The organism is Halomonas sp. A3H3 (assembly GCF_000982975.1).
Classification (GTDB): Bacteria; Pseudomonadota; Gammaproteobacteria; order Pseudomonadales; family Halomonadaceae; genus Vreelandella; species Vreelandella titanicae.
This window is the reverse complement of the sequence record NZ_HG423343.1, coordinates 5,064,193-5,088,631: the sequence shown is the minus strand read 5'-3', so window position 1 is coordinate 5,088,631 and position 24,439 is coordinate 5,064,193. Positions and strand designations below refer to the sequence as shown.

The 24,439-nt window shown below is 55.8% G+C and carries 23 protein-coding genes and 1 other RNA gene; 19 read left to right on the top strand and 5 right to left on the bottom strand.

Annotated features, from left to right (window positions below; translation table 11 throughout):
- Positions 1-138: 138 nt before the first annotated feature.
- A complete protein-coding gene (sspA, locus tag HALA3H3_RS23115) occupies positions 139-765 on the top strand; it encodes a stringent starvation protein SspA (RefSeq protein ID WP_007114711.1) in 627 nt (208 codons plus the stop codon).
- A gap of 66 nt (positions 766-831) precedes the next feature.
- A complete protein-coding gene (locus HALA3H3_RS23110; RefSeq protein ID WP_009287785.1) occupies positions 832-1,338 on the top strand; it encodes a ClpXP protease specificity-enhancing factor in 507 nt (168 codons plus the stop codon).
- A gap of 88 nt (positions 1,339-1,426) precedes the next feature.
- On the opposite strand, the gene HALA3H3_RS23105 is transcribed toward HALA3H3_RS23110, so the two are convergent.
- The 4 genes from HALA3H3_RS23105 to HALA3H3_RS23090 form a co-directional block, all read right to left on the bottom strand.
- The gene (locus HALA3H3_RS23105; RefSeq protein ID WP_022523916.1) at positions 1,427-1,999 is read right to left on the bottom strand and encodes a BON domain-containing protein; all 573 of its coding nucleotides are present in this window, start codon (positions 1,997-1,999) and stop codon (positions 1,427-1,429) included.
- 64 nt (positions 2,000-2,063) lie between these two features.
- On the bottom strand, positions 2,064-2,654 hold the full coding sequence (locus HALA3H3_RS23100; protein ID WP_007114714.1) for a phosphoheptose isomerase: 591 nt from the start codon (positions 2,652-2,654) through the stop codon (positions 2,064-2,066).
- An 86-nt stretch (positions 2,655-2,740) separates the two neighbouring features.
- Positions 2,741-3,112: a YraN family protein gene (locus HALA3H3_RS23095; RefSeq protein WP_022523915.1), complete on the bottom strand. Its 372-nt coding sequence runs from the start codon at positions 3,110-3,112 to the stop codon at positions 2,741-2,743.
- Positions 3,102-4,610 carry a penicillin-binding protein activator gene (locus tag HALA3H3_RS23090; RefSeq protein WP_022523914.1) on the bottom strand — a complete coding sequence of 503 codons (1,509 nt, stop codon included), beginning with the start codon at positions 4,608-4,610 and terminating at the stop codon, positions 3,102-3,104. The genes HALA3H3_RS23095 and HALA3H3_RS23090 overlap by 11 nt, the downstream gene beginning before the upstream one ends.
- Before the next feature lie 114 nt (positions 4,611-4,724).
- On the opposite strand from HALA3H3_RS23090, the gene rsmI reads away from it, so the two are divergent.
- From rsmI to lpxC, 17 genes are all read left to right on the top strand, one after another.
- A complete protein-coding gene (gene rsmI / locus HALA3H3_RS23085; RefSeq protein WP_022523913.1) occupies positions 4,725-5,582 on the top strand; it encodes a 16S rRNA (cytidine(1402)-2'-O)-methyltransferase in 858 nt (285 codons plus the stop codon).
- A 32-nt stretch (positions 5,583-5,614) separates the two neighbouring features.
- Positions 5,615-5,973: RNase P RNA component class A (gene rnpB, locus HALA3H3_RS24920), an RNA gene on the top strand.
- An 81-nt stretch (positions 5,974-6,054) separates the two neighbouring features.
- On the top strand, positions 6,055-7,011 hold the full coding sequence (rsmH, locus tag HALA3H3_RS23080) for a 16S rRNA (cytosine(1402)-N(4))-methyltransferase RsmH (RefSeq protein ID WP_022523910.1): 957 nt from the start codon (positions 6,055-6,057) through the stop codon (positions 7,009-7,011).
- Between the two features lie 8 nt (positions 7,012-7,019).
- Positions 7,020-7,355, top strand: coding sequence for a cell division protein FtsL (gene ftsL, locus HALA3H3_RS23075; RefSeq protein WP_022523909.1), 336 nt, complete (start codon positions 7,020-7,022; stop codon positions 7,353-7,355).
- Entirely contained in the window at positions 7,352-9,058 is a 1,707-nt protein-coding gene (locus HALA3H3_RS23070) for a peptidoglycan D,D-transpeptidase FtsI family protein (protein ID WP_022523908.1), read from the top strand. The genes ftsL and HALA3H3_RS23070 overlap by 4 nt, the downstream gene beginning before the upstream one ends.
- Positions 9,059-9,075: 17 nt before the next feature.
- Positions 9,076-10,569: a UDP-N-acetylmuramoyl-L-alanyl-D-glutamate--2,6-diaminopimelate ligase gene (locus HALA3H3_RS23065; protein ID WP_022523907.1), complete on the top strand. Its 1,494-nt coding sequence runs from the start codon at positions 9,076-9,078 to the stop codon at positions 10,567-10,569.
- Positions 10,569-11,921 carry a UDP-N-acetylmuramoyl-tripeptide--D-alanyl-D-alanine ligase gene (locus HALA3H3_RS23060; protein WP_022523906.1) on the top strand — a complete coding sequence of 451 codons (1,353 nt, stop codon included), beginning with the start codon at positions 10,569-10,571 and terminating at the stop codon, positions 11,919-11,921. The genes HALA3H3_RS23065 and HALA3H3_RS23060 overlap by 1 nt, the downstream gene beginning before the upstream one ends.
- Before the next feature lie 14 nt (positions 11,922-11,935).
- On the top strand, positions 11,936-13,018 hold the full coding sequence (gene mraY / locus HALA3H3_RS23055) for a phospho-N-acetylmuramoyl-pentapeptide-transferase (RefSeq protein WP_022523905.1): 1,083 nt from the start codon (positions 11,936-11,938) through the stop codon (positions 13,016-13,018).
- Positions 13,019-13,090: 72 nt separating this feature from the next.
- Positions 13,091-14,479, top strand: coding sequence for a UDP-N-acetylmuramoyl-L-alanine--D-glutamate ligase (gene murD / locus HALA3H3_RS23050; protein ID WP_022523904.1), 1,389 nt, complete (start codon positions 13,091-13,093; stop codon positions 14,477-14,479).
- On the top strand, positions 14,476-15,657 hold the full coding sequence (gene ftsW, locus HALA3H3_RS23045; RefSeq protein ID WP_022523903.1) for a putative lipid II flippase FtsW: 1,182 nt from the start codon (positions 14,476-14,478) through the stop codon (positions 15,655-15,657). The genes murD and ftsW overlap by 4 nt, the downstream gene beginning before the upstream one ends.
- Positions 15,658-15,690: 33 nt before the next feature.
- A complete protein-coding gene (gene murG / locus HALA3H3_RS23040) occupies positions 15,691-16,788 on the top strand; it encodes an undecaprenyldiphospho-muramoylpentapeptide beta-N-acetylglucosaminyltransferase (RefSeq protein WP_022523902.1) in 1,098 nt (365 codons plus the stop codon).
- A 17-nt stretch (positions 16,789-16,805) separates the two neighbouring features.
- A complete protein-coding gene (gene murC, locus HALA3H3_RS23035) occupies positions 16,806-18,251 on the top strand; it encodes a UDP-N-acetylmuramate--L-alanine ligase (protein ID WP_027959097.1) in 1,446 nt (481 codons plus the stop codon).
- On the top strand, positions 18,248-19,189 hold the full coding sequence (locus tag HALA3H3_RS23030) for a D-alanine--D-alanine ligase (RefSeq protein WP_022523900.1): 942 nt from the start codon (positions 18,248-18,250) through the stop codon (positions 19,187-19,189). The genes murC and HALA3H3_RS23030 overlap by 4 nt, the downstream gene beginning before the upstream one ends.
- Before the next feature lie 40 nt (positions 19,190-19,229).
- Positions 19,230-19,943: a cell division protein FtsQ/DivIB gene (locus HALA3H3_RS23025; protein WP_009286395.1), complete on the top strand. Its 714-nt coding sequence runs from the start codon at positions 19,230-19,232 to the stop codon at positions 19,941-19,943.
- Between the two features lie 313 nt (positions 19,944-20,256).
- A complete protein-coding gene (gene ftsA / locus HALA3H3_RS23020; RefSeq protein WP_022523899.1) occupies positions 20,257-21,546 on the top strand; it encodes a cell division protein FtsA in 1,290 nt (429 codons plus the stop codon).
- A 34-nt stretch (positions 21,547-21,580) separates the two neighbouring features.
- Positions 21,581-22,756 (top strand): cell division protein FtsZ, encoded by a 1,176-nt coding sequence (ftsZ, locus tag HALA3H3_RS23015; RefSeq protein ID WP_022523898.1) that lies wholly within the window; start codon positions 21,581-21,583, stop codon positions 22,754-22,756.
- A gap of 134 nt (positions 22,757-22,890) precedes the next feature.
- Entirely contained in the window at positions 22,891-23,802 is a 912-nt protein-coding gene (gene lpxC / locus HALA3H3_RS23010) for a UDP-3-O-acyl-N-acetylglucosamine deacetylase (RefSeq protein ID WP_009286396.1), read from the top strand.
- Positions 23,803-23,939: 137 nt separating this feature from the next.
- Here the strand turns inward: lpxC and HALA3H3_RS23005 are convergent, their stop codons facing one another.
- A complete protein-coding gene (locus HALA3H3_RS23005; protein WP_009286397.1) occupies positions 23,940-24,401 on the bottom strand; it encodes a DUF721 domain-containing protein in 462 nt (153 codons plus the stop codon).
- Positions 24,402-24,439: the final 38 nt, after the last annotated feature.

The following is a 24,439-nucleotide window of genomic DNA, read 5'->3' as shown; positions in this document are numbered from 1 at the left end:
TGATGGTCAGTGGGGCGCACGGCGTAAGTCGTGCGCCTTTTGCTTGTCAGCATGGCAGTAAAGCAAAGCAAGCTGGCTTCCCCTAAGGTAGCGCTGGCGTGTTATTATCCAAGATTGTTTTGATGTGAGGATGCTTTCATGGGTGTTGTGGCCAAACGGTCGTCGATGATCTTTTACTCAGGCAGTGATGATCATTTCAGTCATCGTGTGCGCATTGTGCTGGCCGAGAAGGGGGTTGCCGTCGACATCGTCGATGTACTCGACGAAAAACCACCGGAAGAGCTGGCAGACCTCAATCCGTACAACAGCGTACCGACGCTGTTAGATCGTGACTTGGTGCTGTATGAGTCCAAAGTTATGATGGAGTACCTGGATGAGCGTTTCCCGCATCCTCCGCTATTGCCTGTTTATCCAGTAGCGCGTGCGCAAAGCCGCCTATGGATGCACCGCATTGAGCGCGAGTGGTGCCCAATGGTCGACCTGATTCGCAGTGGTGGAAAGAAAGAGGCAGATAAAGCGCGTAAAGAGTTGCGTGAAAGTCTGATCGGCATATCGCCAATTTTCGAGGATATGCCTTACTTCATGAGCGAAGAGTTTACGCTGGTGGATTGTTGTTTAGCGCCTGTATTGTGGCGTTTGCCGGAACTCAATATCGAATTGCCCGAGAAGCAGGTTAAGCCGCTGCTGTCCTACATGTCGCGAGTATTCGAGCGTGAAGCGTTCAAGGCATCTTTAAGTGAGCGTGAAAAAGAGATGCGCGCTTGAATTCATTTGGCTCCTTTGTGCTTGATAAGGGCAGGGAGCCTTTCTTGTAAGGAGGAGGGAGTCTAGATGAAATCGAGTCGCCCCTATCTCGCCCGAGCACTCTATGAGTGGTTGCTGGATAATGAGCTAACGCCTTACCTGGTGGTTGATGCTACCTTGCCTGGCGTTGAGGTGCCCCGTCAGTTTGTTCAAAACGGTCAGATCGTTTTGAACGTGGCGCCGACTGCAGTACGTGATCTTTTTATGGAGAATCAGGCGATAGGCTTTAATGCGCGCTTTGGCGGGCAGCCTATGCAGGTAATGATACCGACTCCGGCCTTAATCGCTATTTACGCCCGTGAGAACGGTGCAGGAATGGTCTTTGGTCATGAGCCTGAGCTAGGTGATGGAGCCGACTCTTTTGGCGCTATTGAGGACGAAGAGAAGCCCTCTAGTAAGCCTGAGCTGTCGATCACAGAGCCCGTCTCCGAAAAGAGTGACAGTGACTCAACGGCGTCAGCGGATACGTCTGAAAAAGAGTCTCAAGCTAAGAGCAAGACGAAGAAAAAACCCACCCTGCGGGTCGTTAAATAACACCCTGGGGTGTGCCGCCCACAAAAAAGCCTCGCTTATTAAGCGAGGCTTTTTTGTGGCTGCTAAAACGCAATGGGAAAACAGTGGATTAGTCTAGGTAATCAAATACTTTTACGATTCGTTGTACACCACCAACCGAGGAAGCGGCATTGACGATACGGTCAGCCTCTTCCCGGGTCACGCGGCCCATCAGATATACGCTGGCATTTTCGGTGGTGACTTTGATTTTTGAAGAGTCGATGCGGTCGTTGGTTGCCAGGTGGCTGACGACATTCGTGGTGAGCCATGTGTCGGTCAGGCGCTGGCTGGCCGGTAGGCGAGCGGCGATGGTGAGTTCGTTGTGGATGTCAGTAACACCGCGTAGGTTGCTGGTAACTTCACCCGCCATATCGCGAAGCTCTTCACTGGGTACTTGGCCCACCAGGAGCACAACGCCGTTATAACTGTGGGCACGAATGCGGGCATCGCCTAGCCGGGCGTCAGCACGCTTTAACGCGTCATCAACTTCACGCTCAATGGTGGTGTCGATGGCTTCAACATCGTCGCTACGCTGAGCATAGTTGGACTGATTGGAGGCTGAGTTGTTAGCGCAGCCGGTAATGAAGAGTGCCGCGCAAAGCGCAACGGCCATGAAGCCGCGGGGGGAGAGGCGTTGGGTCATCGTATGACTCCTTTGATGCTAGCAGTTAAAGACATCGTGGTTGTTAACACAGTACAAATGGCGACTAAGCGCTGCCAAACAACTGTTCATCGATAAGATCGCATAAACAGTGAATCACCAGCAGGTGAACTTCCTGGATGCGGGCCGTTGATGTCGCCGGGACGCGAATCTCGCAGTCATCCTGGCCTAACAGTGACGCCATATCGCCACCGTCGCGGCCGGTAAGGGCAACTACGGTCATATCGCGATCATGGGCGGCTTGAATGGCCTGCACAATATTGCCCGAATTGCCACTGGTGGAGATGGCCAAGAGTACATCACCGGGCTGCCCGAGGGCGCGAATCTGCTTTGAAAACACCTCGTTGTAGCTATAGTCGTTTGCGATTGAAGTGAGCGTGGACGTATCAGTGGTGAGTGCCAGTGCGGGTAGGCTAGGGCGTTCTCGCTCAAAGCGGTTGAGCAGTTCAGAGGAGAAGTGTTGGCTGTCACCAGCGCTGCCGCCATTGCCGCAGGCAAGAATTTTTCCTTCGCTGACAAGGCACTGCACCATCATTTGGCTAGCCACTTCAATGAACGGCGGAAGTACTTCGCTGGCGTACGTCTTGGTGTCGATGCTAGCGTTGAAGTGGCCGAGTATCCGAGATTGAAAGTCCATCAGGGCTTCCTGGTTGAATAGTGATAAAGAGTGTTTTTTAAAGACCGTTTTTAAAGCCGGTTTATAAAAACAGCTTTAAAAAACAGTCAAAAGGCATCAAAGGCAGCTTTTACCCAGTGAAACTCAAGGTTGGGCGGCTTACCCGTTATGGCCAGGATATCAAAGCGGCAGGGTGAAGAAAGCCCGCCGCGGGCGATATAAAGCCGTGCTGCACGCACCAGGCGCTGTTGTTTCTGATAAGTGACGGTTTCCAGCGGGTGACCGTAGCGCGTCGTGGTGCGGTGTTTGACCTCAACAAAGACGAGAATATCGCCATCGCGCATTACCAAGTCAAGCTCACCCCCTTTCACGTAATGATTCTGCGTGACAAGGGTGAGCCCCTGTTGGCGCAGCCATTGAGCGGCAAGCTGCTCAATGGCTGCGCCGCGGGCACGGGCAGTGTGGGCGTTAGTCGTCACTTTCGATCAGGTTAGGAATTAAAATAGGTGATGGAACGCCATTCTGGAATTTCGCCCAGGGCAGCTCGCGGTAGATGCGACCATCGTCGCTTAAGTAGAGAGTGCCGGTGCTGCCATGAAGGCCGTTCAGCTCGCCAAGGTTGGAAAAGCGGATAGCCAGCTCGTAAGCATCAACGCCCATTGCCATCAGGCGGAACATGGAGGCGTCTGATTCATCCCGCAGGCTTTGGTAGGTAGATGCAAAGGGCAGAGCCTCTTCGCCACCAACGGCGGCGTCGGGGATTTGCCAGGGGATATCAACGAACATGACATCGTTTAGATCTTGGTCAAGGCGTGTCTGCAGGCGTCCTTCATGCAAGTGTGAGGTGGCATAGATCGGCAGATTGGGAGCGTAGTAGTAATCCATAGTCGGCGGTACCTGGCGCGCATACTCGGGCAGTGCGAGCAGGAATAGGGCGTCAATATTGCCTAGGCGCGCGCGATCACCGCTAACACTGAGCGCGGTTTGTACGGCATTGGAGACCGAGCTATCCGGGTTATAGCGCACGGCGTTGGTGATTTCGCCACCCTGGCTATGCCACTCATTCCAGAAGGCTTCGCCTACGCGTCGGCCCCAGCCGTTATCCGGAACCATCATGGACATTTGGCGGTGCCCGTCCTGCCAGGCGCGGCGGGCAACTTGGCGTGCTTCGTCTTCAGCTGAAAGGCCGTACTGGAAGAGTCGCTGGGCTTGATTGTTATCACCGCTACCATAGTTGAGTGCCAGTGTAGGGAGCAGCACGCTATCGCGCTCTTCTAGCTGGGTAACTCGATCCTTATCCAGTGGGCCAATAATTAACTGCGCATTCATTTGTTGGGCGCGGTCATAGAGCTCATCCATCGAGTAGCGCGAGGTGTCCAGGAAGCTTAGCTCGACGTTGCTGCCCTTGGCGTCATGGTGCTGCCGCATAGCCGAAGCGATAGTATTGGCGACGCTGCTAAGCGGGCCTGATTCGGGCAGTGCTACCACGATGCGGCGTATTTCCTGACCCTCAAGCTCTGGCAGCGCAACGCTCACTGCGCCGCTGGGCTGATCAAGCGCCTCACGGGCCCAGCGCTGGCGTTCTTCAAGCCGCTCCTGCTGGTTAGCCTGCATCGGCAGCTCGTCGCCGAGTACCTGAGTGGCGCGCAGCACGGCACGGGGTTCATTCAACGCGCGGGCAAGCTCGGAAAATAGCAGTGCCCAGCGTACCCGGTCGGGTTCTGAGAGCAAGCTTTCATCAATCCCATCGGCGGTTTCGAAGGCTCTGTCGCGCTCACCTTGACGGGCCAGAATATTAGCCGCTTCCAGGCGTGTTTTTGCGGCTTGCTCTGGCGCTTGCTGTTCCGCTTGGCTGAGTAGCTGGCCAGGGTTTTCATCGGGCACTCGATCTACCACGCTAGGCGATTGCATCGCACAGCCAGCAACGAGAAATGCCACAAGGGCAGCGGCGAGTAAGCCACGTAATGACTGTTTCATGTATCCTTCCTTAGGTTTCCATTTGCGCTGTCGCTGCTTGTCAGCGATTGACCAAGCCACTGCACAAGCATAGCGCACCAGCAGGGCAAGCCATCAACGAATTGAGAGTCAACAATGACAGACGATAATCCGGGTACATTGTACGTGGTTGCCACGCCAATTGGGAATTTGGATGACTTAACCGCGCGTGCCGCTCGGGTGCTGGGCCAAGTGACACGAATTGCCGCTGAAGATACTCGCCATAGTGGCCGCCTGTTGGCGCACTTGGGGCTAAACAAGCCCATGCTCTCTTTACATGAGCACAACGAGGCGCGCCGGGTAGAGGCTTTGGATAGTTATCTCGCTGCAGGTGAAGACATCGCCCTGATCAGTGACGCCGGCACACCGTTGATTAGCGATCCCGGCTTTGTGCTGGTACGTGAACTGAGGGCGCGCAATCGCCATATTGTGCCTATCCCCGGCCCCTGTGCGCTGATTACTGCGCTGTCAGGGGCAGGCCTGCCAACAGACCGCTTTGTGTTTGCCGGTTTTCTGCCTGCCAAGCCAGGCGCACGACGCCAAGCATTGGAGAGTTGGAAAACCCGCGAAGAGACGCTGGTGTTTTATGAATCTCCCCATCGTATCGTGCATACCCTTGAAGCGTTACAGGCGCAAATGGCGGATCGCGATGTGGTATTGGCGCGTGAGCTCACTAAAACCTTCGAAACGTTTTTGCACGGTACGCCTGCATCGTTACTGGAGCAATTGACTGCCGACCCTAATCAAGCCCGCGGTGAATTCGTGGTGATTGTTGCCGGGGCTCCGCCGGTTGAGCAGAGTGAGCATCAGGATATATCAGCGGACGCCTTGCTGGAGGCACTGCTGTCAGAGGGGGTTGGTGTGAAACAGGGCGCTGCAATTGCCGCGCGAATGCTTGGTGGTCGTAAGCAAGTCTGGTACGCGCGTTTGCAAGCAATCAAAGGTGAGCATTGAGGCAAGTCGAGGGCGCTGGTATGCTTGCCGCCGGAGTTGGCCAGACAGTCGCCGCTAATACCCCTTAAAAGGTGTTGGGGGAGGAAAGTCCGGGCTCCATAGGGCAGAGTGCCAGGTAACGCCTGGGCGGCGTGAGCCGACGGAAAGTGCAGCAGAGAGTAGACCGCCTAAGCCTTTCGGGGCCGGTAAGGGTGAAAGGGTGCGGTAAGAGCGCACCGCGCGCCTGGTAACAGTGCGTGGCATGGTAAACCCCACTCGGAGCAAGACCAAATAGGGATCCAATGGCGTGGCCCGCGCTGGATCCGGGTAGGTTGCTTGAGCGCTGTGGTAACGCAGCGCCTAGAGGAATGGCTGTCCACGACAGAACCCGGCTTATCGGCCGACTCCCCCACTTACGTACCAGAGCGTGTCCGCACGCTCTTTATTACGCTGTACGCTGTACGCTGTCACTATCATTTTGTGTGAGAAAAACATGCCTTCTCCTGACGCTGAACAGGTTGCTAACTGCTTTCGCCATACCAGCGTACTACTGGAAGGTGCTGTCGATACTCTGGTGCACGATGCGCGAGGCGTCTATTTAGATGGCACCTTTGGGAGGGGCGGTCACTCACGCTTGATCCTTGATCGTCTGGATGCTCAGGGCCAACTGCTTGCGATGGATCGCGATCCCCAAGCGATTGCCGCGGCCGCTGACATAGACGATCCACGCTTTCAGATTGCCCAGCGAGAATTTGCTCAGCTCGCCGAGTTTGCCCGTGAACAGGGCGTATTTGGCAAGCTTTCCGGTGTGTTACTCGATGTTGGCGTGTCGTCGCCTCAACTAGATGACCCCGAGCGCGGCTTCAGCTTTATGCGCGATGGCCCGCTAGATATGCGTATGGATCCTAACCAAGGGCAAAGTGTGGCTGATTTCCTGGCCCGGGCCAGTGAAGCAGACATTGCCTACGTGTTTAAAACCTACGGCGAAGAGCGCTATGCCAAACGTTTGGCCCGCGCTGTGGTCACTCGCCGGGTCGAGAAGCCGTTTACCCACACGGTGGATTTGGCCGAGGTATTAAAAGTAGCCCACCCCGCCTGGGAAAAGGGACGCCATCCTGCCACCAAAGCGTTTCAAGGGCTGCGTATTTTCGTCAACGGCGAGCTGGAGCAGTTAGACAGTGCTTTAGACGCCGCGCTAGAGACGCTGGCACCTGGTGGTCACTTAGTGGTTATCAGCTTTCACTCGTTGGAAGATCGTCGCGTGAAGCGCTTTATTCGCCACCATGTCCGCGGCGATACCGACTTGCCGCGAGGGGTGCCGATTCGCGATGATCAAATGAATCGGCGTCTTGAAGCGCTAGGCAAAGGTGTGCGGCCAAGCGAGGAGGAAGTGGATGCCAATCCCCGCGCACGTAGCGCCGTCATGCGGGCTGCACGCAAACGGATGTAAATGTCATCATGAGCATGGATCGGATTGAGCAGTGGGCAACCACGCTACGCACCGAATGGCCTTTCAGGCTGCGTTTACGCGCCTGGCCGGTAGCTATTACGCTACTCTTTCTACTCTGCATGGCCTCCGGGCTGGGCGTGGTTGTCACTACCCATATGACGCGGGTTCAATTTGCTCAGCTGCAACAGCTGGAGCAAGAAGAGAACCAGCTGCAAACGGAGTGGGGGCAACTGCTGCTCGAGGAGGGAGCATGGTCGACACCTGCCCGTATTGAACAAATTGCCACTGACCGCCTGGGTATGCGAATCCCCGATGTCCATGATGTTGAGGTGATTCGACCATGAGAAGCGAACGTCGAGGCGGTACCTCGCGTCAGGCGCCGATTGCCCCTCCGCTCGGCAGCGGGCGGTTCATGTTTATTCTGCTTGCGATTGGCTTGGCATCGGCTATTTTGATTGGTCGGATTACCTTGCTGCAGGTCATTGACCGACCCTTTCTGCAAAGCCAGGGCGACGCGCGTACTCTTCGTCACGAAACGATCCCTGCCCACCGCGGCATGATTACAGACCGCAATGGCGAACCGTTGGCGATTTCCACACCAGTGGTCACCCTCTGGGCCAATCCGCAAGAACTACCCGACGATGCTATACAGCGTGTAATGCTGGCCCAGGCGCTGGGTATGACGCTGGGTGACTTCGAGGCGCGGGTGGCGCGCTTCAGCGAGCATGAGTTCATGTATTTACGCCGTCAGATGACCCCCGCGGCGGCCCAGCAGATTCTAAACCTGCGCACGCCCGGCGTTTACCCGCAGCGTGAATATAAACGCTACTATCCCGCTGGCGAGGTTGCCGCTCAACTGCTGGGGGTAACCAACGTTGACGATGTCGGTCAGGAAGGCCTGGAGCTTGCTTATCAGCCTTACCTGGCAGGGCGACCAGGTCAGCGGCGGGTCATTAAAGATCGTCGCGGGCGCTTGGTGCGCGAGCTGGGCGTTATTGACGAAGCCCAGCCAGGGGGCGAACTGACCCTCTCTATTGATCAACGCATCCAGTATATGGCTTACCGGGAGCTGCGCGCAGCGGTGGCTGAGAATGAGGCTGATGGTGGCGTGCTGGTGATGATGGATGCCCGTACGGGAGAGGTGTTGGCTATGGCTAACTTGCCCTCCTACAACCCTAACAACCGAGCGGGGCTTGATCCGCGTGGGTTACGTAACCAAGCGTTGGTCGATGTATTTGAGCCCGGTTCGGTGATGAAGCCGCTGGCCATGGCTGCCGTGTTAGAGAGTGGCGTGGTGGATCGCGACGCTGTGGTCGATACCTCGCCCGGTTGGATGCGATTGGATCAGTTCACCATTCGCGATTTCCGTAATTATGGCGAACTGGATTTGGCTGGCATTCTGGAACACTCTTCGAATGTGGGGATGTCCCGACTAGCACTGCGGTTGAGCGATACGGCGATTTGGGAAAAGTATAACCAGTTAGGGCTGGGGCAGGCACCCGGAACCGGTTTTCCTGGCGAGTCCACTGGCAGCTTACCGGCGCCAGTTCGCTGGTCGCGCAGCGAGCGGGCGACGCTCTCCTACGGTTACGGCCTATCCGTGTCAGCGGTGCAGTTGGCGAGTGCTTACACGGCGCTAGCCAATGATGGCGTGCGTCTGCCGCCTTCGCTGTTACGCCTTTCTGAGCCACCCCAAGGCATCCCCGCGATAGAGCCCACGGTTGCCAATGACCTGTTGCGAATACTGGAAACTTCCGTTGCGGCCTATACCGGCGGGCGGCGAGCTCGTGTCGAGGGTTATCGTGTTGGCGGAAAAACGGGCACGGTGCGCAAAATAGGCCAGCAGGGCTATACCACCGATGCCTACCGCAGCGTTTTTGCCGGTATTGCGCCTATTTCCGACCCGCGCATTGTCACAGTGGTAATGATTGATCACCCCAAAGCAGGCGAATTTTATGGCGGCGCCGTTGCCGCACCGGTTTTTTCCAGCGTGACGGGGAATGCTTTACGCTTGCTGGACGTCCCGCCGGATCACGAGGCGGAGTAGTTTTTTAAGGAGATGGCATGACGCTGAGTCCAGGCGAAATATTAACGGCACTCGCGAAAGTATGGCCCAAGTCACCACTGCCCGCTGACCTGCCCAAGCTGCCGGATCAGGTGCGCATTGAAATGAACTCGCGCAAGCTTGCCAAGGGCGACATTTTCGTGGCCGTGCCCGGCAGTCAGCGTGACGGACGCGATTTCATTGAGCAAGCCCTTGAAGCTGGGGCTTCGCTTGTTTTAGCGCAGGGGGCTCACGGCGATGTACAGCTTGAAGGGCGGGTGTTGCAACTGCCACATTTGTCGTCGCGCTTAGGTGAGCTAGGTAGGGCGCTGTACCAGGTGCCTAGTGATCTGGAAGTCATTGCGGTGACCGGTACCAATGGTAAAAGCTCTGTTACTCACTATATTGCTGCCCTCAGCGAAGCGTTGGGAACACCTGCGGGTCTTGTCGGCACCTTAGGCGTGGGGCGTCCTGGCGAACTGAGCGATAGTGGCTTAACCACGCCTGGCCCCTTGGCGCTGCAGGCGACGCTGGGTGAGTTGGCCCAACAGGGGGTGAAGCGCGTTGCCCTCGAAGCCTCTTCCCACGCTCTGGATCAGTACCGGTTGGAAGCGGTCAACGTTAGTGTAGGGGTGTTTACCAATCTGACCCGCGACCATTTAGATTATCACGGCAGCATGGCGGCCTATGCGGCCTCGAAAGCCAAGCTGTTTCGCCGTTCTGAGCTTAGCTTGGCGGTGGTGAATGGTGATGACCCCTTGGCGCGCTTAATGCTGGCTGGTTCTAGTAGCCGCGTACGTGTGCTGGCCACTGGGCAAGACGAGGCTGTTACGCTGCGGGTGCTGGACTGGCAGGCGTTCGAGCAGGGGCAGCAGGCAATGATTGCGACCCCCGACGGCGAGAAAATGCTGCGCTTAACGTTAATGGGACGCTTTAATTTAGATAACGTCCTGCTGGCGATGGCTGTGCTGTATGGGTTAGGTGAATCCCTCGATGCGCTGTTTGATGCAGCGACAACACTTTCTCCGGTGCCGGGGCGTATGGAGCGCTATGGCGATGTGGACGCCCCCAGTGTGGTCGTGGACTATGCCCACACACCGGATGCCCTACAGAGTGCCCTTCAGGCGCTACGTGCTCACTTGGGGGACGCGGGTAAATTGTGGTGTGTGTTTGGCTGCGGCGGGGAGCGTGATACGGGTAAGCGAGCCGAGATGGCCCGGGTCGCCGAGCAGTTGGCAGATCGCATCGTTGTCACTGACGATAATCCGCGGAATGAATCCGCCGCGCAAATCCGTGAGCAGATTCTGACCGGGTTCTCAACCGCTGTGCAGCCGATTGAAATTGCTGAGCGTCGCGAGGCCGTAGTAGCGGCTATTCAACAAGCTGGCGCCCAGGATGTGGTGCTGATCGCCGGGAAAGGGCATGAGGCGTATCAGGAGATACAGGGGGTGCGCCATCCTTACGCCGATAGCGAAGAGATTCAACGCGCTTTTGCTCAGCGGAGAGCGCAGTAATGCATTGGGCTCTTGGTCAAGTGGCCGCCGCGCTCGGCATCGAAGCGCCATCAGGCAGTGCACAGTTAATCATTCACTCGGTTGTTACCGATAGCCGTAAAATTGAGCCTGGCTGCCTGTTTGTCGCGTTAAAAGGCGTCAATTTTGATGGCCACGATTTTGTCGAGCGTGCCCATGCGCTTGGCGCGGCAGCGGCGTTGGTCGACGCACCTGTTGCCAGCGACTTACCCCAGTTGGTGTGTCCCGATACGCGCTTAGCCCTGGGATTGCTAGCCGGTGCACATCGACGTGCATGGCATGGGCCCTTGGTAGCGGTCACCGGCAATAGTGGTAAAACCACGGTTAAGGAGATGTGTGCGGCACTGCTGACGCCTTTGGGCGAGGTGTTAGCGACTGAGGGGAATCTGAACAACGATTTCGGTGCGCCGCTGACCTTATTACGATTGCGCCAACAGCACAAAGTCGCCGTGATAGAGTTAGGCGCTAATCATCTGGGTGAAATCGCCTGGACGGCGCCGCTGTCACAGCCCGATATTGCGATTATCACCAATGTCACCGGCGCCCATGTGGGTGAGTTTGGCGGCATGGGGCAGATCGCCCAGGCGAAAAGTGAACTGCTCGCCGGGCTAAGCGAGCAGGGTACGGCCATATTGAACCGCGATGATCGCTACTACTCCTTTTGGGCTTCGCGTGCGGCCCCAAGGCGAGTGGTTAGCTTTGGCTTTCATCCCCAGGCAGATGTCAGCGCCTCAGCGCTTTCCTGTGATCCTCAAGGGCGGTATGCTTTCACGCTACTGCAGCATGGTCAGGCGCTGGGCCAAGTGCGTTTACCGCTACTTGGCAAGCATAATGTCAGCAATGCCTTAGCTGCGGCTGCCGCGGCATTAGCGCTGGGCGTGCCGCCAGAGCAGATCATTACGCGCTTGGGTGCATTGCAAGCGCTAGCGGGTAGACTAACCGTAGTGCCCGGTTTGCGGGGGGGCAAGCTACTGGATGATACTTACAATGCCAACCCCGGGGCGGTCAAAGCCGCTCTGGATACGCTGGCAAGTTTCCCGGCTCCACGCTGGTGTGCGTTGGGCGTAATGGGCGAGCTGGGAGACGAGTCGGCAGCGCTGCATGCGGACATTGGCCGTTACGCTGCAGAGCTTGGCATTGATCAGCTGTTGACGCTGGGCGACGCGGCACGCGCTGCCAGCGAGGCCTTTGGTCGTGGGCTGCATTTTAACGATCACGAGGCGCTAACGCGTCATGTCACTAATACTTTGCCGCCGGACACCACCTTGCTGGTGAAAGGGTCGCGCAGTGCGGGCATGGAACATGTCATCAATGCACTGCGTTCGGATAAATAAGGTAAACGCCGTTCATGTTACTTCACTTGGCGAATTTTCTGTCGCAGTACCAATCTGATTTTCAGGTAGTCAATTATTTAACCCTGCGCGTGATTTTAGGCGCTCTCACCTCATTAATGCTCTGCTTATGGCTGGGGCCATGGATGATCCGCAAACTGGTCGAGGGGCAAATCGGTCAATCCGTGCGTGACGATGGCCCTCAGTCCCATCTTTCCAAGGCGGGTACCCCGACCATGGGTGGGGCGATGATTCTGTTGGCCATTGCCATGAGTACCTTGCTATGGGGTGACCTAACCAATCTTTATATTTGGGTGGTGTTAGGCGTCACTCTAGGTTTTGGTGCCATCGGCTGGGTCGATGATTACCGCAAAGTAGTGGAGAAAAATCCGCGTGGCTTACCCGCCCGCTGGAAGTATTTCTGGCAGTCGGTGGTGGGGATTGGGGCGGCAGTGCTGCTCTATTTGACTGCCTCAACGCCGGTCGAAACCAGCTTGTTAGTGCCAATGTTCAAAGAGGTCGCACTGCCGCTGGGCCTATTCTATATCGTGCTCACCTACCTAGTGATTGTGGGCAGTTCCAATGCGGTTAATTTGACCGATGGTCTGGATGGCTTGGCAATTATGCCTACGGTACTGGTGGCCATGGGCTTGTCAGTGTTTGCTTATGCCAGCGGCAATACGGTGTTTGCCGAGTATTTACATATTCCGTTTATTGCCGGTACCGGTGAGCTGGCGGTTTTTTGTGCCACCATTGCCGGTGCCGGGCTTGGCTTTTTATGGTTCAACACTTACCCCGCCCAGGTCTTTATGGGCGACGTAGGTGCCTTGGCGTTAGGGGCTGCGTTGGGCGTGGTGGCAGTGATCGTGCGTCAGGAGATCGTGCTGTTTATTATGGGCGGTATTTTTGTCATGGAGACGGTGTCGGTCATTCTTCAGGTGGGGTCCTATAAGCTTACCGGGCGGCGCATCTTTCGCATGGCGCCACTGCATCACCACTATGAATTGAAAGGTTGGCCTGAGCCGCGGGTAATCGTGCGTTTTTGGATCATTACCGTGGTGCTGGTGCTGCTCGGCCTCGCAACGCTCAAGGTTCGTTAATGAAAGTTCGTTGATGCAAATGGCCAAGAGTGGATCGACGGGTCGAGAGCATGAGGCGAGAGGAAGCCGGTGATGGTTCGAGTTGCTAAAGGATTAACGCTAGTGGTGGGGCTGGGGCTGTCGGGTCGAGCGATATGCCGCCATTTAAGCCGCTTGAAAGTGCCCTACATGGTAGCGGATACACGTGCCGAACCTCCGGGGTTGGATGACTTTAAAGCCGCTCATCCGGATGTTGAAGTTCACTGTGGCCCGTTAACGTCGCTGGATCTGCGTGATGTTGAAGAGGTAGTGGTTAGCCCTGGTCTTGATCCGAGAATGCCGGGTTTGATAGAGCTGGCGGATCAACTAAACCCGCACACAGGTGAACCGATGGTGGTGGGCGAGATAGCCCTCTTTGTACGCGCCGCTAACGCCCCCATCGCCGCTATTACCGGATCCAATGCCAAGTCAACAGTCACTTCGCTGCTGGGAGAAATGGCCGCTGCTGCCGGTGTTAATGCGGCGGTAGGGGGAAATCTTGGTACCCCCGCGCTGGATCTGTTGGCCAGCCATCCCGATGCCGCGCTCTATATCTTAGAACTTTCAAGCTTTCAGCTTGAAATGACGCCCCACCTGAATGCCAGTTGTGCTGCCTTTCTGAACTTATCCGAAGACCACCTGGATCGCCATGGGGATATGCACGGCTATCGTACCGCCAAACAGCGTATTTTTATGGGTGCCAAGCACGCCGTGGTGAATGCCGATGATCCTAACACGTGGCCTGAATATCCCGTTGACCAAGTGACTTACTTTACGCAAGCAGCCTCAAAGGGGAGCGAGTGGGGGCTGGCGCTTCACCACGAGAAGCTGACGTTAATGCAGGGCTTCACCCCTTGGTTGGCTATTGATGAGTTAAAAATGGCCGGCCAGCACAACTATCTCAATGCTTTGGCGGCACTGGCCATGGGGCAGGTGCTGGGCTTTGCGGCTGAGCCCATGTGCAGCGCGCTGCGGGAATTTAAAGGCTTGGTACACCGCAGCGAAGTGATTGCAGAAATTAACGGCGTCACCTGGGTTAACGACACCAAAGGCACCAATGTTGGGGCCACGCTGGCGGCGATTAACGGCATTGGCGCAACGCTGGAAGGCCGTTTGATTTTACTCGCGGGCGGGATTGGCAAAGGCGCAGATTTTACCCCGTTGGCCAAACCCTTAACAGCCTGCGCGCGTCACGTGCTGTTGTTTGGCAGAGACGCTCCGCTACTGGCCGAGGCGCTGCATGGGCACGTAACGACCCAGCAAGTTGACGATTTAACCCAGGCCATGCAGGCAGCGTTTGAACTCGCCCAGCCGGGTGACTGTGTGCTGCTCTCACCCGCCTGTGCAAGCCTGGATCAATTTGCCAATTACCCAGCGCGCGGCGAGGCGTTTCGTCGCTGGGTGCTGGATAAAGCATCGACTACAGCCGAGGAAGCGCCATGAGTCGAATTCAGCGTCTGCGCGCGGTGCTTACCACTCGGGATCTACCCTGCGACGTGTGGCTCATTGTAGCGGCGGTGGCCTTGGCGGGGTTGGGTTGGGTCATGGTCAGCTCGGCGTCGATTGGCTTGCTGGAAGATACCTATCACTACTCACGTCAGCACGGCGTTTTCCTGGTGCTTGCCATCATCGCCTGCGTATTTATGCTCTGTGTGCCGCTTGAAGTGTGGCGCCAAAACGCAGCGCTAATTCTGCTCGCCACTATTTTTCTATTGGTTTTGGTGCTGATTGTTGGTCAGGAGATCAATGGTAGTAAGCGCTGGATAGCGTTGCCGGGGCCCTTGCCGAGTTTGCAGGTCTCTGAATTTGCCAAAGTCGGGCTGATTTTCTATATGGCGGCGTTTATGTCGCGTTTTACCTACGATTTGCGTCGTCGAGCGTTCAGCATGTGGCGCCCTCTGGCCGTGCTGGCCGTACCGGTTGGGCTGCTATTTTTAGCACCTGATTTCGGCGGGATGGTGGTCTTTACCGTCTGCGTGATTGGCATGCTGATGATGTGCGGTGCCTCGCTGGTGCTGCTGGTTGGCAGCGGGCTGCTGCTCGGCTCCGGGGCGGTTGTAATGGTGTTGATCGAGCCCTACCGGCTGGCCCGGTGGACCAGTTTTTTAGACCCCTGGGCCGATCAGTTTGCGACCGGCTACCAGTTAACTCAAGCGTTAATCGCCTTCGGACGGGGGCACGTCACCGGTACTGGCTTGGGTAACAGTGTGCAAAAACTGCATTACCTGCCCGAAGCGCATACCGACTTTATCTTTGCCGTCATCGCTGAAGAGTTGGGCATGATCGGCGCGATTATCGTCGTGCTGTTGTTCACGCTGTTTATTGCCCGCGCTATGTGGATAGGGCGCAAAGCTGAGCTGGCAGGGCACCTATTTGGCGCTTATGTAAGCTACGGCATCGGCTTTGTCGTAGCCGCTCAGGCGTTTATTAACATGGCGGTAAGTTCCGGGCTGTTGCCGACTAAAGGGCTAACGCTGCCGCTGATGAGCTATGGCGGCTCTAGCCTGCTAGTAACAGGCGTAATGGTTGGACTACTGCTACGCACGGATGCTGAAACACGTCATCGCCCCCGACGCGCGTCCACCCCCTATAAATCGCGCCATGAACCGCGTTTATCGTAACGCTATGTCGCTTGGTGCTATCAGGAGTTTGATGTGACGACTAACGTTAGCCGACGAGTACTGATTATGGCGGGGGGCACCGGCGGCCACGTGTTCCCAGCCTTGTCACTCGCCAACGCTTTGCAGGCGCAGCAGGTCGACGTTGAGTGGTTGGGCAGTCCTAGAGGGATTGAAAACCGCCTGGTGCCCGAAGCGGGCATTACATTACATACCATTGCGGTTAGCGGGCTGCGCGGCAATGGCTTGACGGGCTGGCTAAAAGCACCGCTAAACCTTAGCCGTGCGGTACTGCAGGCGCGTGCGGTTATTCGCGACTTCAAGCCTCATGTGGTGGTCGGCTTGGGTGGCTTTGCCAGTGGTCCTGGCGGGTTAGCTGCTTGGCTGACGCGCGTTCCTTTAGTGATCCATGAGCAGAATGCCGTGGCAGGCCTGACCAATCGCGTGCTGTCGCGACTCGCCAAGCGTACCTATGCCGCTTTCCCCGAGGCCTTTGGGGCGCGTGCCGATGTCATTGGCAATCCAGTGCGTGACGATATCGCCGCCTTAGGGAACACCCCAAGAGATGCGGAGAGCCTCTCTGCAAGGCCTCTGCGGTTGCTGGTGGTGGGAGGCTCGCTCGGTGCCGTCGCCCTTAACGAGCGCTTGGCCCCCGCGCTGGCAGCTCTGCCCATTGAGCGTCGCCCCCAGGTGCGCCATCAGGCGGGTAAAAACCGTGAAAAGACCACTGCTGAAAATTATCAGCAGCACGGCGTGAGCGCCGAGGTTAGCCCCTTTATTGACGATATGGCCGCTGCCTATGAGTGGGCCGACTTAGTGGTGTGTCGCTCAGGCGCCTTGACTGTCGCGGAGTTGGCTGCCGCGGCCAAGCCAGCGCTGCTAGTGCCGTTTCCTTTTGCCGTTGATGACCATCAGCGGATCAACGCCCAGGTACTCGTCAAGGCGGGGGCGGCCAAGTGCGTGGTTCAGTCTGAGCTCACCGTTGAGCGGTTAAGTGAATTTTTAAATCAATTGCTCGTCCCAAATACCCTGGCTGCGATGGCGGCGAATGCACGTCAGGCCGCCCATTTAGACGCCACAAAGCGCTTGGCTGAAGGGTGTTTGGCGATGGTGCCGTTAGGAGACTCTGCGTGATCGATTCAGACAAAACCATGACACCCTCACGTTCTGCCGCTGGCCCCGGCATGCGCCGAATTCGGCGACTCCATTTTGTCGGCATTGGTGGTGCAGGGATGTGCGGTATTGCCGAGGTGTTAGCGAATCAAGGTTACACCGTGAGCGGTAGTGATGCGAAAACCTCTTCGGTCGTGGAGCGGCTGCGGCAATGCGGTGTTGGTGTAGCGATCGGGCATGCCGAGGCCAATGTCGAGGGCGCTGATGTGGTGGTGGTGTCGAGCGCCATTGATGAAACCAATCCAGAAATACGCTGGGCCCATGAGCACCGCGTGCCGGTGGTGCGCCGGGCTGAAATGCTCGCTGAACTAATGCGTTTTCGTCACGGTATTGCCGTGGCGGGTACTCATGGTAAAACCACCACGACCAGCTTGACGGCAACACTGCTGGCTGAAGGGGGGCTCGATCCCACCTTTGTGATTGGTGGCAAGCTGACCAGTGCCGGTGCCAATGCCCGCTTAGGTGAGGGCGACTATTTAGTTGCCGAAGCCGATGAGTCCGACGCCTCCTTTTTGCATCTACAGCCGATGGTGTCGGTTGTCACCAATATCGATGCTGACCATATGGCGACCTATGGCGGCGACTTTGAACGGCTCAAAAGTACCTTTATCGAATTCCTACACAACTTGCCGTTTTATGGCTTGGCTGTGCTGTGTATCGATGACCCCCATGTGCGCGTGCTGTGTGAACAGGTGAAGCGGCAGTTCGTGACCTATGGGTTTGATAGCGATGCCGATTACCGGATTGTTGATTTTGCCCAGCGTGGCGGTGAAGTGACGTTCACGGCGCTACGCCCTGGTGGCGCTGCGCCGTTAAATGTCCGTTTGGCTATGCCGGGGCGCCACAATGCTCTAAACGCCATGGCGGCAATTGTGGTAGCCACCGATGCCGGTGTGAGCGATAGCGCTATTTTGAGCGGTCTGGCAGGTTTTGCCGGTGTTGGTCGCCGTTTTCAGGTGCATGGCCATTTCCCTGCACCCCAAGGGGGCGGCGATATCATGCTGGTGGATGACTATGGCCACCATCCTCGTGAAGTTGATATGGTCATTCAGGCGATTCGTGCAGGCTGGCCAGATCGTCGCCTAGTCATGCTTTATCAGCCCCATCGCTATAGCCGTACCCGCGATTTATACGAAGATTTTGTCAGGGTGCTTTCTCAAGTCGATACGCTTGTGCTGCTTGATGTTTACAGTGCCGGTGAAGCGGTTATTCCTGGTGCCGAAGGAAAAACCTTGGCGGGCTCCATTCGTCAGCGTGGTGACGTCGACCCGCTATTTGTTGAGCATAAACACGAACTGCCTGCGCTGTTAACCAACGTATTGCGCCCAGGCGATATTTTAATAACCCAGGGTGCCGGTGATGTGGGTGGGATCTCCCTGCGCCTGGCCCAGGCACAGCTAGCGATGAACGAGGTGGATCTGTGAGTGTTGACGTAGCAACCCCCCAGTCTCTTGAAAAAGTCGTTGTCGTTTACGGTGGCACCTCTGCTGAACGCGAGGTGTCGCTGAAAAGCGGGTCGGCGGTGCTTGCGGCGCTGCAGCGTAAAGGTGTCAACGCCTGCGGCTATGATCCCCGCGACAACGGCCTAGTGGGCTTGGAACAACTGGCTCCTTCGCTTGTCTTTGTGGCTCTGCATGGCCGCGGCGGGGAAGACGGCACCCTACAGGGCGCGCTAGAACTGCTCGACATTCCTTATACCGGCAGCGGGGTGCTTGCTTCGGCCCTGGGGATGGATAAGCAGCGCACCAAGCAGGTATGGAGCGCAGTTGGGCTACCCACTCCGGAAAGTATTATGTTGGAGGCAACGGCGGAGTGGTCCGCCGTGGTCGAGCAACTTGGCTTGCCGTTGATTGTGAAGCCTGTGCATGAGGGGTCGACGCTGGGTATTAGCATTGTAAAAAGCCAGGCAGCGCTTGAAGCGGCTTATCACGAGGCGGCCCAGTTCGACGCCCGCGTGATGGCAGAGCGTTTTGTGGTGGGTGAAGAGTATACCGTTGCGCTGCTAGGTGATCAGGTGCTGCCGGCGATTCGTGTTGAAGTACCGGGTGGTTTCTACGACTACGAGGCCAAATATATCGCTAATACCACCCAGTATCACTTGCCCTGCGGTTTGTCGGCGCAACATGAGGCTGAGCTTGCATTGCTTTGCCAGCAGGCGTTTGCCGCTATCGGTGGAGTCGGCTGGGGCCGGGTTGATGTCATGCGTGATAGTGAAGGGCGTTTTTGGCTGTTGGAAGTCAATACGGTGCCAGGTATGACCGATCATAGTTTGGTACCTCAAGCGGCGGCTCATGCGGGCATTAGCTTTGATGATCTAGTGTTACGAATACTCAATACCGCAGGCGAGCAGTTCGCAGCATGAGTAATGACCTGTTTAAAAGCGCCTTTTTAAAAAGTGCCTTATGAAAAAGCGTAACGCTTGGTTGGGAATTCTCCTGCTGGCGCTACTTATGGGAGCTGGCGGGCGGGCGCTTTGGCTGTGGCTGGATCGTCCGATTGAACGTGTGTCTATTCGCGGTGAATGGGAGTACGTCAGCGCTGACTACCTGCGTACTCAGTTGGCGCCCCTGGTGGTTGATGCCACCTGGTTATCAGCTGATTTGGGTGAATTACGCGACCGTGCACTGCAAGTGGGTTGGTTAAACGAAGTGCGCATTTCCCGTGAGTGGCCGAATGCACTGGTGTTTGAGCTGGTTGAACAGCAGCCTGTCGCACGCTGGAATGATGACTTCTTGCTTAACCCTGAAGGTGAGCCTTTCGCTTTTGCGCCATTATCACCACCTGCAGGTTTACCCGATCTCGCTGGCCCTGCTGGAAGCAGTGAAGAAGTGCTGGATTATTACCACCGGTTAAAACTTCACTTTGAACAGTTATCGTTGAATCTTACTCAACTTCGTTTAGAGCCGCGCGGTGCCTGGCGGCTACAATTAAACGATGGCGCTTGGGTGATGTTAGGTCGGCGTCAGCATGAAGTGCGCTTAGCACGATTGTCGGCTTCATGGCAGCGTGAGTTGTCGTCTCTGGGCGATCAGATTCGTTATATTGACCTGCGCTACCCTAACGGTGTTGCTGTTGCTTGGCATGGAGAAAGTGAATTTACGGTGCAAGATGAGTAGCTCTTCTATTACTTGATGCAAATAAGGTGTAAAAGTGAGTGGTTGCCATCGTTGAAAAAGCCAGTAATCGGCTTTAAATTGCTACCCAAGCCTATTATTGTGGATTTGTACTAGTCGTATTGCGACTATTGTTTCTATACTATGGGCCAGAGGCGGGTTAAATAGTTTTTAATTTCGACTATTGGTACTTAGCGATTGTCTGAAAAGCAGCACTGATTATTTTGGGTAGCACGCTTTCAATGTTAAGCGTTAGATTAAGCGCCACCCTATTTATATTTATTTTTAACAATGACGCAAGGAGATTTCCCGACTCATGGCAGGCTCACCCAACGCATCCAATATGGTGGTCGGGCTGGACATTGGAACGTCCAAGGTCGTCGCGATAGTCGGTCAACCTACCGACGACGGCGGAATTGAAATTGCAGGTATTGGTTCGCATCCTTCGCGTGGCATGAAGCGTGGCGTAGTGATCAATATTGAATCGACTGTGCAGTCTATCCAGCGCGCCGTTGAAGAAGCAGAATTAATGGCTGGTTGTGATATTCACTCGGTATACGTTGGCGTGGCAGGCAGCCATATCAGTTCAATGAACTCGGATGGCGTTGTCGCTATTAAAGAGCGTGAGGTAACGCCCTCCGATATTGAACGTGTGATTGACTCCGCGCGGGCGCGTGCCATCTCTGAAGGCCAGCGAGTGCTGCATGTGCTGCCCCAAGAGTTCTCGATTGATGCCCAGGGGGGCATTCGTGAGCCGCTTGGCATGTCCGGTGTGCGCTTGGAAGCACAGGTGCACTTAGTGACAGCCGCATTAAACGCGGTGCAGAATATTGAGAAGTGTGTGCGCCGCTGCGGTCTTGAAGTTGATGCTATTATCTTAGAGCAGCTCGCCTCTAGTATGGCCGTGCTGACTGAAGATGAGCGTGAACTGGGCGTCTGTATGGTCGACATTGGTGGTGGAACCACCGACATGGCTATTTTCAGCGAAGGCGCCATACGCCATACGGCGGTGATTCCTATCGCCGGGGATCAAGTCACTAACGATATCGCCATGGCGTTGCGAACACCCACGCAGCACGCTGAAGAGATCAAAGTTAAATACGCTTGCGCGCTAACCCATTTAGCCGCCAGCGATGAAATGATTAAAGTACCTAGCGTAGGTGATCGTCCAGCGCGTGATCTATCGCGCCAAGCGCTTGCTGAAGTGGTAGAACCACGCTACGAAGAGCTATTTACGCTAGTGAGAGACGAATTGCGCCGTAGTGGCTATGAAGACATGGTGGCTGCTGGGATAGTGCTTACCGGCGGTACCTCGCGCATGGAAGGGGTTAGCGAATTGGCAGAAGAGATTTTCCATATGCCCGTTCGTATCGCATGTCCGCAGAATGTAAGAGGTTTGGCTGACGTCGTTTGTAATCCCATTTATGCGACGGGCGTTGGTCTGCTGCATTATGCCTTGCAGGAAACGCGTCATGGGCAAGGTCTAAGAAGCCACGGGGGAGTGGTTGCAGCCCATAAGGGCCGTAACGAGCTTGCCCGGCGTGATATCAAGGAAGACCATTCGGCGCTGGCAAGAATTAAAGGCTGGTTCAAAGGAAATTTCTGACAGGGCCGCAAGCGCGGTTCAGGAGACGGGGCTTATGTTCGAATTGGTAGATAACGCACCCTCGAGCAGTGCGGTCATCAAAGTGGTTGGCGTTGGCGGCGGTGGCGGCAATGCTGTTAACCACATGGTCGAAAGCAATATTGAAGGCGTTGAGTTTATCTGCGCCAACACGGACGCCCAGGCGCTGAAACGCTGTGCAGCGAAGACGGTGTTGCAATTGGGTAGCGAAATCACTAAAGGATTAGGCGCAGGTGCCAATCCCGACGTGGGCCGCCAAGCCGCAATGGAAGACCGCGAACGCATTGCGGAATTGCTGGTCGGTGCCGATATGGTCTTCATCACTGCTGGTATGGGCGGTGGTACGGGCACAGGAGGTGCGCCGGTGGTTGCCCAGGTCGCCAAGGAACTGGGGATTCTCACCGTTGCGGTAGTGACGCGCCCCTTCCCCTTTGAAGGGCCAAAGCGTATGCGCGCTGCTGAAGAGGGCATGAAAGAGCTCTCTGAGCACGTGGATTCGCTGATCACTATTCCTAATGAAAAATTGCTTTCTGTGCTGGGCAAGAGTGCCACGCTACTGACGGCCTTTAGTGCGGCGAACGATGTGCTGCTGGGGGCTGTTCAAGGTATCGCAGAACTGATCACCAGCCCGGGCATCATCAACGTCGATTTTGCTGATGTGCGCACCGTTATGTCTGAAATGGGCATGGCGATGATGGGTACCGGTGGTGCCACGGGTGAAAATCGTGCTCGCGAAGCCGCCGAGAAAGCGATCCGCAGCCCGCTGCTGGAAGATATCGACCTTCACGGCGCACGCGGTATCTTGGTCAACATTACTGCAGGCCCCGATTTGTCGATCGGCGAGTTCAACGATGTAGGCGCTACCGTCCAGGAGTTTGCGTCTCCAGATGCCACCATTGTCGTCGGCACCTCCATTGATATGGAAATGTCCGACGAGCTGCGTGTCACTGTTGTTGCCGCCGGCTTGGACGGGCAAAAGCCTAAGGCGGCCGCGCGCGAGCCTGCCCGTCGGTCAGCTGCAGAGTCCTCGGATTACCGCAAGTTGCAACAGCCAACGGTAATGCGTCAGCAGGCAACAGCACGCGCTGAAGCACCCGAAGCGGCCGCAAAACCGCGTCCTGAAAAGCGTCGCGCTTCCGAAGCCGATGACTATCTGGACATCCCCGCGTTTCTACGCCGCCAGGCGGATTGATTCTCGCTATCAGGCTCATTGCAACAGCGAGCGAGCGTTTTATTGGCTAAAACGCTCGTTTGCTGTTAAAGTGAACACTGTTTGATAACTTTTCCCCTGCGGTTATTACCGTCATTAGAGCTCGGCTACTATCCATGATCAGACAACGCACCCTACAAAACGTCATTCGCGCCACCGGAGTGGGCCTGCATTCTGGCAAAAAAGTCCACTTAGCTCTGCGTCCGGCGCCGGCCAATACTGGGATTGTGTTTGTTAGAACCGATCTGGATCCCGTTGCGCACGTTCCCGCACGGGCAGAATTGGTTGAAGATACCAAGCTATGTACTGCTCTTGTGTTTAACGGGGTCAAGGTAGCTACCGTTGAGCACCTGATGTCGGCCTTTGCTGGGTTGGGTATCGATAACGCCTATGTGGATGTTAGTGAACCTGAAGTGCCTATTATGGACGGCAGTGCGAGTCCATTTGTGTTTTTAATCCAATCAGCGGGAATTTTAGAGCAGGATGCTGCGAAGAAATTCATTCGCATCAAGCACCGTGTAGCGGTGACCGATGGCGATAAAGAAGCGGTGTTCTTACCCCATCAAGGGTTCAAAGTCTCCTTTGCAATCGACTTTGATCATCCTGTTTTTGAGCAGCAGAAACAGACCGCGTTGATCGATTTCTCGACCACGTCCTTCGTTAAAGAAGTTTCCCGTGCACGTACTTTTGGATTTATGCGTGACCTAGAGTTCTTACGCTCTAACAATCTGGCGCTAGGCGGAAGTCTAGACAACGCCATTGTGGTGGATGATTACCGCATCGTTAATGAAGGCGGCCTGCGCTACGAAGATGAGTTTGTTAAGCACAAAGTATTGGATGCTATCGGTGACTTGTACCAGCTGGGTTATAGCCTGATCGGCGAGTTCCGTGGGGTGAAATCTGGCCACGCACTCAATAATCAGCTCTGCCGCGAATTGATGGCGCAGCCCGATGCCTATGAAATTGTCACCTTTGAAGAGGAAAAGGCGGTTGCGCCGATCTCTTATGCCGCACCTGCAATGGCGTGATGTAGCTAGGCTTCGCTTTTTATATTAGCGCTTTTTTACTTTTTGATTCATAAAGCATCGCTTAGGCGGTGCTTTATGCTTTTAAGAGTGTGGCGATAAGGCACTAAGCCTGATGGGAAGAGAAAATGGTGTGAGCGTTACTTGGCTGGCCGAGCATGAGATGCAAGCCGTTCCAAGGCACGTTTTAGCGCTGGATTGGTAGTATCTTCAGCGCACTCGGAAAGGGTTTTGCCCGCGTCGGCCGACAGACTACGCGTGTTACGCTTTGGTGCCACAATAGGGCGTACAGGGCGTACCTTAAAGGTAAAGCCGCTGACTCCTTCAAAGCCAGGCAGTTGATGGAGCAGTTCCAATAAGCGCCGCTGTTCGAAGCGTAACCACGTCAGCCAGCTCGCCTGACCGCTAATCAGGGTTAAACGACCTTCGCTAAAGCCACCCACAAAAATATGTTCGCGCATCTCTTCGGGCAAGTGGGCGCGCAAGTGTCGCTGGGCCTGATCGATGAGACGAGATAGGCGCATTAACTGATTAATATCACCCGACTTGGAGAGCAGACGGGCGATGGGCTGTGCGCGAGAACGCTTAACCTTTATACTCATACGCTTAATTCCTAGGGTGCTGCTGTTTAGGCACCGCT